Source organism: Alteripontixanthobacter muriae, assembly GCF_013336795.1.
Classification (GTDB): Bacteria; Pseudomonadota; Alphaproteobacteria; order Sphingomonadales; family Sphingomonadaceae; genus Pseudopontixanthobacter; species Pseudopontixanthobacter muriae.
In genome coordinates, this window is the sequence record NZ_JAAFZT010000022.1 from 64,949 (window position 1) to 78,706 (window position 13,758).

Sequence of the window (13,758 nt, forward strand, 5' to 3'; positions counted from 1 at the left end):
CCGTTCATTGCAGCTTTTCGACGCAGAGGCGGTATGGAAAATAGCGGTTTACCTGTGCGTCCCTCACATCTGCTTCGGCGAGGAGCGGGGCCCATTCGCCGGGCCTGTAGCTTCGCGCGATAGACGTCTTGCCGTCATGCCGCACGATCGGGTGCCATCGCATCAAACCCGCGAGCAGCGGATAGAAGAAATAGGCGACGCGGTGCCGGTGCAGATCGTTGATGAACCAGCCAAGCGCAGCCTCGGCTTCCATGAAACGAAGGAAGGCAATCAACTCGTCACGCGACATATGGTGGGCGACCAGGCTGGAGACGATGCAATCGAAACCATCTCCCGCAAGGTCTGCATAGTCGCCGGTGAGGTATTCGATAGGCCTGCCAGAATGACGGACAGAACGTGCGGCCTGTTCGCTGCGGGGGTTGAGATCGACACCGACGAGTTTCGCCTCGATGCCGTTCTTCCTCGCCCAGCGCGAAATGCGGCGAAGCATGTCGCCATCGCCAAAGCCGACATCCAGCAGGCTGAACCGCCGTTTGCTGCCGATTGCGCGCTCGAGAAAAGCGAGAGTTGGCCGGTAGGCCAAGGTGATGCGATTGACCCTGGCGAGGTCATGAACGACATCCTGGTAAGTGACGGGATCCAGATCGGGATCATCCATCAATTCTTCGGCAATGAGGCGTTCAGCCAGCATCGTCGGTCCACCCGAAGCGAAAACCTTCCAGCGCGAGGCCCGGGCCAAAAGCCAGAGCGACGCCTTTTTCAGGCTGTTCTTCCATGATGGTCGCAAGGGCGAACAGCAATGTCGCCGACGACATGTTCCCGAAGGCGCGCAACACGTCGCGCGAAGCGTCGAGGCTGTTCGCAGGTAGAGCCAGCGCGCGCTCCACTGCATCCAGGATCGACCGTCCCCCTGCGTGGACGGCCCAGGCGTCCAGGTCGCTGATCGCGTCGGTACCCGCAATTCGCCGGACCAGTTCAGGGTTAGCCAGAGCTTCGGCCAGTCGGCCCGGAACCGCGCCGGAAAGATGCATGGCGAAACCTGTGTCGCCGATGGTCCAGGTGATGAGTTCGTCGCTTTCTTCCAGCGCCACCGACAGTCCTTCGCCGATCTTCAGGCCTCGCCCTTCATTGCTGACGATGGCCGCCGCTGCTCCATCGCCGAATTGCAGCATGGCCAGAAGCGGTTCGATCTCGTCTGCGGGTTGCAGATGCAGGCTGCTGAGTTCCACGGTCACCACCAGCACCCGTGCAGTCGGGACGGATCGGGCAAGATGCCCCGCGGTGCGCAATGCGACCGCACCGGCGTAACATCCCATGAACCCGATCAGCACCCGTTCGACATGATCGGAAAGGCCGAGACGCCTTGCGATGATCTGATCTATGCCCGGGGCTATGAAGCCTGTGCAACTCGCGACCACCAGGTGCGTTACCTGTCCAAGGTCCGGCAAGGCTCCGATAGCTTCAAGAGCAAGTTCAGGAGCCTCCCGGGCGTAAATGCGCATCCGGTCCGCAGTACCCGGGGGTGTCTCGCCCGCATACAAGCTGCCGGGTTCAAGTCTCGCGTCGGCTTCGGGCAGAACGGACCAGCGATGCTCGATACCCGAACGTTCGCACATGCGCGCGAAAAGCTTTGCCTTACGCGGATCGGTCAACTGCCGGTTTGCCCATTCGCGATAGGTTGGCTGTACGTCGCAGGTTGGAACCGCAGTGGCGATCGCGTTGATGCGCGGAGCGGGCCGTTTTCGATGCATTGTCGGTGTCAAAGCGCTAGATGATGCCATAGGTTCCGTCACCATGATGCATTATGGCCCCATTGCCAACGGTGGCGGGCCTGCCTAACCAGCATCGTGCGGCACATCTCGGGATGATGGTGCGAACGCGTTCAATCAGAGCGAGAGAGGCAAATTGTGACATGATGCTGCATTTTCATCATGCTTGACCTTCTTTGCGCTGGGGCATTGATCGCGACTTTATCCGCTGTCCAAAGTGCCGAAAGATCATCCCTTCAGGAACCCAAAGGGCTGCAGGCCAATCCGCAGCAGGGTGCAACACCAGTTCCCCTCGAGCGCGATGTCGAAGAACGAGGCGAAATAGAGGCGCAGCAGCAGACCGATGCTGTTCCGGGGCCGCTGGATCGGCAAGGGCAAGTGGTGCCCTCTTTGACCCCGCTTCCCGGTCTGCCGCTGCCCGACCGAAACCCTCTTGCAATTGATCCGGCTACTGATCCGATCCTGATCATGGTGCGACAAAGCGATGACGCCGAAAGGTTCAGGGCAACCCTGGCTTCTGCAATCGCAACGAACCCGGTCACGGATGAAGCGCTCGCACAAACGGCGGAAGCGGAGGCGAACGAGGATTTGGCGATCAGCACGCGCTATCCGGTGGCGGATTTCACGCTCTCCTATTTCGGAACCATTGCACGAAACTTTTCGGACGATCCCGGCAATTTGCTCGAACGATCGCGGCCACGCTCGCGCGCCGATGCATTGCTTCGCATTCAGCAGCCGCTGATCGATTTTGGAGCCAGCGCCAGCAGGGTCGCCGCCGAACGGGACAGGGTGGCCGCCGCGATTTATGGCGAAAGCGTTGCTGCAAACACGGTCGCGCTCAACGCGGTGAACGCCTGGAACAGCGTGTTCGGCTTTCGCGCCCTGGTTCGCCTTGGCAGCGCCTTCCAGAGCACGCAGGAAGACCTGCGCGCTCTGGTGGAGGAACGGATCGCCAGCGGCGTGTCTGCTCGCGGCGATTACGCCCAGGTAGAAAGCTACCTCGCAGCGGCGGATGCGCGGCTTGCCGATTATCGCCGCGCTGCCGCAAGTGCTGAAGCCACCTTCCGCGAGTTGACTGGGACACTGCCGCCGCAATCCATCGGCCCTGTTCCCGTGATTGCGCCGGTGCCCGACCTTTCTGCTGCCGAACGTTTCGCCTTGTCCGTTCCAGTCGTTCTAGCCGCTCGCAAGAGAGCCGATGCAGCGGGTCTGGACGTCGCGGCGACAAGGGCCGACCAATTGCCGCGGCTGACCGCCGGCATCGACGCCGGTGACTACGGTGTCGTGGATAGCGGCCGTGATTACGACGTGCGGGCAAACCTCGCCCTGACCTACCGACTGGGCGGCAGCGGTCCGGCGCGGGTGGATGCTGCCGAAGCACGCGAGCTGTCGGCAGAAGCGTCTTACAGGCGAATACGCAATCAGGCGCTTCGCGACGCGCGCATCGCTTGGGGTGACGTCGAAGCTCTCGAAACTGCGGCGGCGGCGATCGAAGCTAATTACATCGCCAGTCGCACGGCACGTGACGTTTTGCTCGAGAGGTTTCGAGTAGCGCGCGGGAGCCTTTTCGACGTGCTCGCGGCTGAAGACAATTTCTTTCAGGTTGCCGCGCGCTATGTTCAGGTGATGACCGAACTCGGCGTGGCGCGCTATGTTCTGCTGGCCCGGACCGGACAACTGCTGCCGGCGATCGAGATCGCCGATGGAGACATCGGGGCGGTGCTGTCGGAACAGGCCCCCTCCGCCCAGCAAAGCGACGATGTTGGCGTAAATCGCGCCCAATTTCCCGAAGGTTCAAGCGAATGAGCGATTACCAGCAGCTTGGCAGCAGTTCCGGCCATGACGACAGAAGCATCTATGCCGAAAAGCCGCCTCGGTTTGCGGAGTGGCTTTCCGAGCCGATCCGGGAAAATCGGGCGACTTACATCAAGGTCGGCGTCGCTGCCGCCGTCATTAACCTATTCGGCCTCGTCACCTCGCTGTTCACCATGACGGTGTACGACCGGGTCGTGCCCAACGATGCCATAGAATCACTGGTAGCGCTGTCGATCGGTCTCGGCATCATCCTGATCTTCGATTTCGTCCTGCGCATCCTCCGCGCCTATTTCGTCGACCTCGCAGGCGCCGATATCGACCGCGACGTGGGCCGCCGGGTATTCGACCGGCTGATGCAGATACGCCTCGACAGCAAGCGCGGATCGACAGGTGCGCTCACGGGCATGATGCGAGAATTGGAAACCCTGCGCGATTTCTTCGCTAGTGCCAGCATAACCGCACTCGTGGATGTCCCCTTCATCGTCCTGACCCTTGCGGTCATTGCGCTGATTGGTGGGCCTATCGTCTTCGTACCGCTGGCCATGATCCCCCTGGTGCTGGTGGCGGGGTTGGCGACGAAGCCCGCGCTGGACCGAGTTTCGGCCCGGGCGATGAACGGCGGCCTCTACAAGCAGGGAGTGCTGGTGGAGTCCATCGGCGCTCTCGAAACGGTGAAGGCGAGCGGGGCGGGGCCGATGCTTCGCAAGCGCTGGATTCAGGCGATCGACGAACATTCCGACAATTCGCTGCGGCAGCGGCTGATCTCCAGCATCGCAGTCACAGTAGCGACCACGGTGAACACCCTCTCCTATGCGGGCGTAGTGATCGCAGGTGTGTTCCTGGTGGCGGACGGGCAGCTGACCGTCGGCGGGCTCGTTGCATGTTCAATCCTTTCGGGCCGTGCCGTGCAGCCACTGACGACCATCGCGGGTCTTATGTCGCGGCTCTCCACGACTCGCATCGCCTACGATCAGGTGGAGGGAATGATGCGCCAGCCATCCGAAGGGCCGGTCAGGACGCCCTTGCGCCCCAGCACCACGGCTGGAGCCGTCGAGTTGCGCAACGTGTCGTTCACTTATCCCGGCAAGGTGGAGAAGGCGCTGGACAGCGTCAATCTGCGCGTTGCAGCGGGCGAACGTATAGCTCTGATCGGCAAGGTCGGCTCCGGCAAATCGACCATTGCCCGGCTAGTGCTAGGATTGTTCGAACCGCAGGAAGGCCTGGTCCTGATCGACGATAACGACATTCGCCAGCTCTCTCCATCGGACATGCGGGCCCGGATCGGCACGGTGGTGCAGGAAACATCCCTGTTGTCGGGCACTGTGCGCGAAAACATCCTGCTCGACCGGCCCGGACTGGACGACGAGGAGATGCTGCGCGCCGCACGCCTTTCCGGCACGCATGATTTCATGGGCAGCATCGTTAACGGGTACGACCTCGTCCTTGCAGACCGCGGCGAGGGATTGTCGGGTGGCCAGCGGCAGTCCATCAGCATTGCGCGCGCTTTGGCTGGCAAGCCGCCGGTCATGATCTTCGATGAACCGACGAGTGCGATGGATGCCCGGTCGGAAGCGGATTTGCTCACTCGCCTCGAAACCGAATTGAAGGGGCGCACGGTCATTCTAGTGACGCATCGCCCATCGTTGCTGCGGCTCGTCGATCGGATCGCCATCGTGGAGCGCGGCAAGATAGTACGCGACGGACCGCGCGACGCTATCTTGCGCGAATTGGGGCAGGAAAGGGCTGCGGCATGAACATGGCTGGCGAAGATGACCGTGAGGGCGCACCGCAGGACTTCACCAAGCGACTTCGGCCAAAAGCCGCATCCAGTCTGCTGCTTTGGATCATTCTCGCGTTCCTCGTCATCGCCATTGCCTGGGCGGCACTGACAGACATCGACCGCAGCATTCGCGCACCGGGCCGCGTGGTGCCGAGTTCGCAATTGCAGGTGATTTCCAACCTCGAAGGCGGGATTGTCAGCGAAATTCTGGTGGAGGCGGGTGAACAGGTGGAAGCGGGTGCGCCGCTTGTCCGGCTCGACCAAACGCTTGCCGATGCGGAACTGGACAGCACGCGCTCGACCATTGCTGCGCAGAACGCCCGGCTGGCCAGGCTCGAAGCGGAAGCGACGGGCCGCACGCCTGCGTTTCCAGGTACGAGTAATGCACGCGAGGCGGAGCAGATAGGTATCGAGCGACAGCTCTACGCAGCGCGAGCCGCTGATCTAAACAGCACGATTGCTGCTGCGCAGGCACGCATCAATCAGGCGGAGCGCAGCGTTGCCGAGGCCGAGGCGAATTACCAGTCGCGCCTGTCGCAAAGGCGGGCAGCACAAGCCGAATATGAAACCATTCAGCCGTTGGTTGAACGCGGGATCGAGCCGCGGCTAGCGCTGGTGCAGCTTGAGAACAGAATTGCCGTGAACAACAGCGAAGTCGCCGCCGCCGCCGAGTCGGTAAGCCGTGCGCGCGCTGCTGTCGCTGAAGCACGCGCATCGCTGGCGCAGACCAGACAGGACTGGCGCTCACAGGCGGGCAGCGAATTGGCGAGCACACAGGCTGAGGCTAGCGCAAGGCGCGCCACATTACCGGCGCTTGCCGACAGGGCGCGCCGCACCGTTCTGACGGCTCCGGTGGCTGGCCGGGTGAACCGGGTGCTGGTTTCCACAATCGGCGGAAGTGCACCTGCGGGCGAACCTCTGGTTGAGCTTGTGCCCAGTGAAGATCGCCTTGTGCTGGAGGCACGGGTCAGGCCACAGGACATCGGTTTCGTGCGGATCGACCAACCCGCCAGGATCGACATTACAGCTTACGATTCTGCAATATACGGATCGCTCGATGGGCGCGTCGTCACCATCAGTCCCGATGCGACTGAGGACGAACGCACCGGCGAGTCGTTTTACTTGCTGACCGTGCGTGCGGACAGCCAGTCGATCAAAGGTCCGGACGGGCGGGAACTGCCCATAGGCCCTGGCATGACCGCAACGATCAGCCTGCTCGGCGATAAAAGATCGGTGCTGAGTTACATCCTGACGCCAATCACGCGCGTGACCGAGCGAGCCTTCCGGGAATAGAAGAGCGCCCTCACGTTACATGAGCAAAGCAAAACGTAATTTAATAATTGTTGTTTCCTAGCACCTTAATCCTTACTCAAGGCGTCCTTACCGGCGGCGAACGGTCGCTTGAACTCTGCCGGTGTCGAGGGTCGATGTTATCTTTCGTACATCTGTTATCCTGCTTGCCAGCGCGTCAGTTGCGCTTCTTGCGTGTTCCGGAACGGGTCACGGGCAGGAAGTCACGTCGAGATCCGGCATGAGCGTTCCTCTGGCTTTTCAGGGCGTGGAGCGACTTCAGGTTCTCTGCCTGCTGCAAGGTGAGAATGGCGTTGCACCGCCGGTGGAGAGGGACAGGCTTTGCGATGCCGTTGTCAGCGAAGCGTCCAGGGCGTCTCCCGTACCGGTTACGGCGATAGCGCTCGGCGATCCTCAGGTTCTGGCACCCGGCAGCCTTACAATTCTGACACATGGCTCGATTGCAGGAGATGGCGGCGAAAGAGTTCTTGTGCTTGCCATGCGTCCCTATCGGGTGACCGGCGGGCAATCCGACATCCTGTTCGGTGCCCCGCCGCAGGTGATCCGCTTCGACGATGATCCCGCAAGGAAGGCCGCCATCGGTAAAGCTTTGGATGAATTGCTCCCTTGGTGCCGAGGGGAGACTGCCGCAAAACGGATTACCGAATAAACAAATTACTGAATTCAATAGTTTTTGGAGAGGATGAGCAAAATGAAGACTGAACTTTATGCCGGGACCACGGGTGGGGCGATGGCAAAGCCGATTATTTCTACGGGCGCGGAACCCGCATTCGATCCGGATATTTTGACAGCGCATGTCCCGGCTTCCGACAGCGTCGGCGCGTCCGTGGATTACCTTGCCGGCACGACCGCTGCAAACGGCAAGCCGATCTGGTCTGTCGAACAGATCTCTGCCCACCTGAACCGTTCAGGCGCAAGCTGGACGGAAGGACCGGACCCGGCGCCGCAGCGTGGTGATGAGGATCCGAATACGATTACCTTCGGCTTTTTCGAAAATCAGAACGAGCTTTTCGAAAACGGCTATGTTTATTTCATTGGTGCGAATGGCTACGGCTTCAGCGAATATTTCAACTTCGCCGCCTTTACAGAAGCGCAGCGCGGCGCGACGCGGGAATCGATGCAGAGCTGGGACGATGTCGCTGCGGTGACCTTCGTCGAAACCGCGGCAGGTGATGCCGACATCAATTTCGGCAATCTGGCGAGCGCACCGACGACACAGGCCTATGCCCGCCTGCCATTCGGAACTCTGACGGCCAATCCCGACCTGAACGCGCAGATCCAGCCGATTGCCGGCGACGTGTGGATTTCTGCAAGCCAGGCCAGCAACTTCCAGCTGGATGAAGGGGGTTACGGTTTGCAGACGCTGACACATGAAGTCGGCCATGCTCTCGGCCTTTCGCACCCAGGCGGCTACAACGCGGCTCCGGGCCTGAGCATCACCTACGGCAACAATGCCGAATATTATCAGGACACGCGTGCGTACTCCGTCATGTCCTATTTTAACGCGAGTTCAACGGGTGCACGCCACTTCGATTTCAATCTGTCGACGACTGTTTACGCCGGCGTGCCGTTGATCCATGATATCGCTGCCATCCAGGCGATGTACGGCGCCGACATGACGACGCGTACGGGCGACACCACCTACGGCTTCAACAGCAATGCAGGGCGTGACGCATTTGATTTCGATTCGACACCGGCACCGGTCATGGCGATCTGGGACGCAGGCGGAATGGATACGCTGGATGCATCGGGATATGCTACAAACCAGATCATCGATCTGCGCGAAGGATCTCTTTCCAGCATCGGCGGCGTCAATTTTGAAACCGCTCCTTCGTTCGAAGAAGTAAATGCGAACCGGGCGGAAGCCGGCTTCCCTCCGATTGCGCGCGCAACTTATGACGCCAACATGGCGGTTCTCGAACAGAACCCGGTAGTGGGGCAATTGACCGACAATGTCGGTATTGCATACGGCGCGGTGATCGAGAATGCAGTCGGCGGTTCGGGCAATGATCTGCTGGTCGGGAACCGCGTCGCCAACGTGCTGACCGGCAATGCTGGCGACGACACGCTGGTCGGCGGTGACGGGATCGATAGCCTCACTGGCGGCGCGGGAAGGGACACCTTCTTTGCGGAGATCAATTCGACGACCGTAGCGAGCAAATCCGGGCCGGTTTCACTGGATATCGTCACCGATTTCGTATCCGGCACCGATAAGATCGATCTGGGCCTGATCGACGCCAATACCGGGGTCGATGGCCAGCAGGGCTTCGTCTTCGTGAAGAAGGAAAGCGGCCAGGCCGGTGAACTTTACACCAAGACGTTCGGAAATCTCAATGCTGCCGAAAAGTCGCTGGGCATCGACATTCCCGGCTATTCCGGTCCGAATACCAACCTTGGCAAGGTCACTGTCGTTTTCGGTGATGTAGATGGCGGAGGCGCGGATTTCGCGTTTGTTCTTATCGGAACCTCTTCGGTGTCGATGGGTGATTTCATCGATCTCGGTGGTGAGTTCGGCGCTGAAGGAACGATCTCGGCTTCACTGGCCAACGTCCTTGCCGCCAGCGGCGGGATAGGAGGGGCTGCGATTGCCGCCGCGCCCGAATCCCCGCTCGATGCCGCCGAATTGTTCGCCGGGGACAGCATGGACCACTTGCTGGCCGGTAACACGGACGCTCATCATCATGGCGGCGCTCATGAACTGGTCGATATGGCTGCCTTTGCCCCCGTCAATGATGGCGGTTCTGCTGCAGGTCACGCCTTCTTCGCCGAAGGCAGCCGGTTCGATCACTTCGACCAATTGGCGCTTCACACCGCCATCGCCTGAAATAGTGTAAAAACCATGCCGCGCCGGAGCACGTACTCCGGCGCGGTTTTTTGTGCCGCCTCGCTAATGCCCGTGCTGAAGATACGAAAAACCCCGCTGGTCAAATGACCCGCGGGGTTTCAAATGGTGGGCGTAGGAAGAGTTGAACTTCCGACCCCTGCGATGTCAACACAGTGCTCTACCACTGAGCTATACGCCCACACCATTTGCAGTCCGTCCGAGCCCAAGACCCTTCGGGAAGCAGCCCTTTAGCCGTGCTGCACCTTGCGCGCAAGGCCAATTGTACTGTCCCGAACACACATCACAGGCTCATAGCCGCATCGCCTTCGAAGACACGTTCGACTTCCATGACGAGGTCCTTCAGGTGAAAGGGCTTGGACAGCACCTTTGCCTGAGGCTGTTCCCTGCTGGCCTTCAGCGTGACCGCTGCAAATCCGGTAATGAAAATGACCTTCGTGCCGGGACTTACCTCGCTACAACGTTGTGCAAGTTCGATCCCGTCCATCTCCGGCATAACGATATCGGACAGCAACAAATCGAAGCCTTCGCTCAGAAGGGGGACTGCTTCGGTTCCGCAAGCCACGCCTGTAACATCATACCCGGCGTTTTCCAGCGCACGGGTCAGATATGTGCGCATGGGTTCGTTATCTTCGGCCAGAAGGATGCGCAGGCTGTCCGGTGATTTGCTCATGATCATTCCCTAGCCGGTATCGCTTAAGAATTCTTTGGCAAAACCGAAGCTGGACGATTTTGACACACATTCGTCAAGCGTCCATTCCAGCAGGATGAGCGATGGAACAGCTGACCTGAAGAACTCCTGGCGAGATGTCGCTCCGTTTTCAATCAGTGGCATCGACAAGTGTGCTGTCCCGCTACTGATCGCTGCGCCGCACGGCGGGCGCAATTACGGTGCCGACGTGGTGCAGAACATGCGAGATTTCGACAGTGTCTCGGTCAAACTGGAAGACCGGTTCATCGATCTTGTGGCGCGCGCGGTCGCAACAAGTGTCGGCGCGGCAAGCCTGATCGCGCACGTGCCTCGTGCGATCATCGATCTCAACCGATCTTCCGACGATGTGGACTGGAGCATGGTCAGCGGACCGGCGCCGGAAAATGCCGTTCGGCACGGCAACAATCGACGGGCACGTAGCGGTCTGGGCCTGGTGCCCCGCCGTTTGCCGGGCACGGGAGAGGTATGGAGCAGGAGATTGGCTGCCGAGGATCTCAAAAACCGAATTCAGCTTGTACATCGCCCCTATCACGCGGTTCTCGGCGCGGCGCTCGAAGCGATGCGCGATCGCTGGGGGGCGGTGCTGCTGCTTGACCTGCATTCCATGCCGCCTCTCCGGTCAGAACGGGGCCAGAACGGCGCGGATTTCGTTCTCGGCGACCGGTTTGGCGGAAGCTGCGCGCCTGCTCTTGTAGCTGAGTCTCTTCGCTTCTTCGCCGGGTATGGCCAAGCGGCCGCCCATAACCGCCCGTATGCAGGTGGCTATGTTCTTGACCGGCATGGGGCGCCGGCTCGGAATATCCACGCATTGCAGCTGGAAGTGTCCCGATCATTGTACCTGGACGACCCGATGACGCAGCCGGCTTCCGGAATGTCCGCCCTTTGTAATCTGCTGGATGATCTTTGCCGCCATCTCGCTGCCCGGGTTGCGGATTTGGCATCGTCACCCCCGAAAGGCCGAATGGCGGCAGAATGATGCGGAACGACCAAAAAAACCACCCCGTGCACGATGCACGAGGTGGCCGAGGTTCAGGGAGGAAGCGCAAATGAATGCGCCAGTCCGGCGGGCTATGAGGGGGGTGCACCGCCGGATGCGTCTGAAATGGTAAAGGCCGAGCCTTTTTACAAGACTCGGCCCATCGCGAATATTCGTCTTTTCGCCGCCTTCTCAGGTGGCTGCACTCAGTTCACAGGGTCGAAACTCCCTGCCGTGCCGTCGCCCTCGCTGAACTGTTCCTGCGGCTTCGGTCCCTTGCCCTGACCGACCTGGCGGCCGAAGATGTTCCTCATCAGGTCCAGCGACATCATATGTGCGTAGATCAGGGCAATCAGACCGTTCTGGTTCCAACCGCGCAGAGTGTCGCCGCGAAGTTCGCGCAGCTTATCCTGATTGATCATCTGGAAACCGCGATAGATGAAAGGCTTGTCTGGATTCTCGGGCGAGGTAATGGCGATCTCGCCATCCATCAGCAACTCGTGCTTTTGCAGTTCCTCGACGAACGTTTTGGTCCGCACGCCGGCTTCTTCGAACCGCTGGCAAAAGGCGAGGATGTTCTGCGTAGCTTCCGAAGGCTTCTTTTCATCGTCGAACAGGCGGTCGCCTTCATCGAATTCACCGATCGCTTCGCAGGTCGGATCGAAGCAGAGCGAAAGCTCCTCACTATCGTTGTTGAGCTTGGCCAGCAAATAGGGATAACGGCGGACATAGGCGGGAACGTAGACAGGGTCCGTAATCTTGCCTTCATCGTTGACAAAGGTGTTCACGCCCTCGTTCAGGCCCATCAGTGCCAGCGGAAGCGGGTTGGGACCCGATGAAAAGATGATAGGGTAATCGCGTTGCGCCTGAGCGAATTCGTCTACAGTCAGGGGAATGGCATGCTGGCCGATCAGCCAATCTGCCTTGTCCATCGTCTTGCTGCGGTAATCCGAATGATCGCGGCTGTTGAGGGGCATAAGATCCTTGTAGAACAAGGGCAGGGTGGGCTGAGGCGCGCTGGCCATCGGGATCTCTCCAAAACGCAAAGGATAAACGGTTCAGGTCGGCGAATATCTCGCCGGCTGTATGAAGCGATGCGCTTTACGGATTACTGCGTTCGGTTGCAACCGGCACCAGCTTGCCGGGGTTGAGAATGCCATGGGGGTCGAGAGCCCCCTTTACCGCTCGCATCATGGTCAGTTGCACCGGGTCACCCGTTCTGCCGAGTTCATCGCGTTTCATCTGGCCGATGCCGTGCTCTGCACTGATGGATCCGCCTTCCGACGTAACCAGATCATGCACGAAACGGCTTACGGCCGGACCCTGCTCGCTCTCCCACTTGCCCGGTGCTGCACCTTCCGGGGCGAGTACGTGAAAGTGCACGTTCCCGTCACCCAAATGGCCGAAGGCGGCGCCCTTGGCGCCTGGAAAGTGCGCCTCCACAAGCGGGATCGCCTTGGCAATGAAATCTGCCATCGCCGGTACCGGCACCGAGATATCGTGCTGCATCGCCGGTCCGAGCGCGCGCTCTGCTGCGGAGATCGAATCGCGCAAGGTCCAGAACGCCTCCGCCTGTGTTTCATTCGCCGCAATCGTCGCGTCGCCTATGATACCATCATCCAAAAATTCGGAAAGCAGGCCCGCGATCTTGTGGTTCAAGCCGTCATCTTCACCGCCGGAGAAAGTTAATTCGATCAGGGCATGCCAAGGGTGATTCTTCTGCAGCGGCAGACGAGCATTGGGCAAGTGTTCGAGCACCGCCGCCATCGCCTGCGCCGGCATTATCTCGAAACTCTCCAGAGACTCAGGCAATTTGTCCTGGAGTTGCAGCAGCAGTTTACGAGCGTGTCGCACATCGTCCATGCCTACCCAGGCTGCCACCCTGCCGCCGATTTCCGGCAGGAGCCGGAGCGTCGCCGCGGTCACGATTCCCAGCGTGCCTTCAGATCCGATCAGCAATTGCTTGAGGTCGAACCCGCGATTGTCCTTTTTCAGCGGAACAAGGGCATCAAAGATATCGCCGCTGGCCAGCACAGCCTCGAGTCCGAGTACCTGGGACCGCATCGATCCATGGCGCAGCACCTGTGTCCCGCCAGCGTTGGTGGAGACAAGCCCGCCAACAGTGGCGGAACCCCTGCCCCCGAAGGTGAGAGGAAAGCGCAGCTTTTCGGCTGATGCCGCTTCCTGCAACGATTGAAGGATAACCCCTGCTTCGCAAGTGATCTGCCGGGCATCTGTGTCGAAATTGCGAATTGCCGTCATGCAGCGCAGCGATAGCAGCAATGCCTCACCGGATTGATCCGGAGTGGCGCCGCCGGACATGCCGCTGTTGCCGCCCTGCGGAACAATTGCGACGCCGTGGTGCGAACACAAAGCGACGAGCTTCGCGACTTGATCCGTGGAGACGGGCAGGGCCATCGCGCAGGCGCGCCCCTGATATCGACCCCGCCAGTCGGTCAGCCATGGCGCCATGGCCTCCTTATCGCTGATCAGACCGCGCGGACCAAGCAGTTCGGCAGCACTTGCCAGGAAGTTCTTCATGCGAGTCATTAC

12 protein-coding genes and 1 tRNA gene are annotated in these 13,758 nt (G+C 60.2%); 6 read left to right on the top strand and 7 right to left on the bottom strand.

What is annotated here, in order from left to right:
• Window positions 1–4: 4 nt before the first annotated feature.
• From G7A66_RS07705 to G7A66_RS13945, 3 genes are all read right to left on the bottom strand, one after another.
• The gene (locus G7A66_RS07705; protein ID WP_174295108.1) at window positions 5–691 is read right to left on the bottom strand and encodes a methyltransferase domain-containing protein; all 687 of its coding nucleotides are present in this window, start codon (window positions 689–691) and stop codon (window positions 5–7) included.
• Window positions 681–1,751: a type III polyketide synthase gene (locus G7A66_RS07710; RefSeq protein WP_174295109.1), complete on the bottom strand. Its 1,071-nt coding sequence runs from the start codon at window positions 1,749–1,751 to the stop codon at window positions 681–683. Before G7A66_RS07710 ends, G7A66_RS07705 begins: the two co-directional genes overlap by 11 nt.
• Before the next feature lie 246 nt (window positions 1,752–1,997).
• Entirely contained in the window at window positions 1,998–2,147 is a 150-nt protein-coding gene (locus G7A66_RS13945) for a hypothetical protein (protein WP_206675121.1), read from the bottom strand.
• A gap of 90 nt (window positions 2,148–2,237) precedes the next feature.
• Here G7A66_RS13945 and G7A66_RS07715 point away from each other — a divergent pair, with 90 nt between their 5' ends.
• From G7A66_RS07715 to G7A66_RS07735, 5 genes are all read left to right on the top strand, one after another.
• Entirely contained in the window at window positions 2,238–3,575 is a 1,338-nt protein-coding gene (locus G7A66_RS07715; protein WP_206675122.1) for a TolC family protein, read from the top strand.
• Window positions 3,572–5,338 carry a type I secretion system permease/ATPase gene (locus G7A66_RS07720; RefSeq protein ID WP_174295111.1) on the top strand — a complete coding sequence of 589 codons (1,767 nt, stop codon included), beginning with the start codon at window positions 3,572–3,574 and terminating at the stop codon, window positions 5,336–5,338. Before G7A66_RS07715 ends, G7A66_RS07720 begins: the two co-directional genes overlap by 4 nt.
• 2 nt (window positions 5,339–5,340) lie before the next feature.
• Window positions 5,341–6,657: an HlyD family type I secretion periplasmic adaptor subunit gene (locus G7A66_RS07725; RefSeq protein WP_174295112.1), complete on the top strand. Its 1,317-nt coding sequence runs from the start codon at window positions 5,341–5,343 to the stop codon at window positions 6,655–6,657.
• A gap of 238 nt (window positions 6,658–6,895) precedes the next feature.
• A complete protein-coding gene (locus G7A66_RS07730; RefSeq protein WP_174295113.1) occupies window positions 6,896–7,324 on the top strand; it encodes a hypothetical protein in 429 nt (142 codons plus the stop codon).
• A gap of 42 nt (window positions 7,325–7,366) precedes the next feature.
• Window positions 7,367–9,499 (top strand): M10 family metallopeptidase C-terminal domain-containing protein, encoded by a 2,133-nt coding sequence (locus G7A66_RS07735; protein WP_174295114.1) that lies wholly within the window; start codon window positions 7,367–7,369, stop codon window positions 9,497–9,499.
• A gap of 124 nt (window positions 9,500–9,623) precedes the next feature.
• On the opposite strand, the gene G7A66_RS07740 is transcribed toward G7A66_RS07735, so the two are convergent.
• Window positions 9,624–9,698, bottom strand: a tRNA-Val gene (locus G7A66_RS07740).
• 102 nt (window positions 9,699–9,800) lie between these two features.
• Entirely contained in the window at window positions 9,801–10,190 is a 390-nt protein-coding gene (locus G7A66_RS07745; RefSeq protein ID WP_408609248.1) for a response regulator, read from the bottom strand.
• A gap of 94 nt (window positions 10,191–10,284) precedes the next feature.
• Here G7A66_RS07745 and G7A66_RS07750 point away from each other — a divergent pair, with 94 nt between their 5' ends.
• Window positions 10,285–11,205: an N-formylglutamate amidohydrolase gene (locus G7A66_RS07750; RefSeq protein ID WP_174295116.1), complete on the top strand. Its 921-nt coding sequence runs from the start codon at window positions 10,285–10,287 to the stop codon at window positions 11,203–11,205.
• 206 nt (window positions 11,206–11,411) lie between these two features.
• On the opposite strand, the gene G7A66_RS07755 is transcribed toward G7A66_RS07750, so the two are convergent.
• The gene (locus G7A66_RS07755) at window positions 11,412–12,230 is read right to left on the bottom strand and encodes a SapC family protein (RefSeq protein WP_174295117.1); all 819 of its coding nucleotides are present in this window, start codon (window positions 12,228–12,230) and stop codon (window positions 11,412–11,414) included.
• 76 nt (window positions 12,231–12,306) lie between these two features.
• Window positions 12,307–13,755: an FAD-binding oxidoreductase gene (locus tag G7A66_RS07760; RefSeq protein ID WP_174295118.1), complete on the bottom strand. Its 1,449-nt coding sequence runs from the start codon at window positions 13,753–13,755 to the stop codon at window positions 12,307–12,309.
• Window positions 13,756–13,758: the final 3 nt, after the last annotated feature.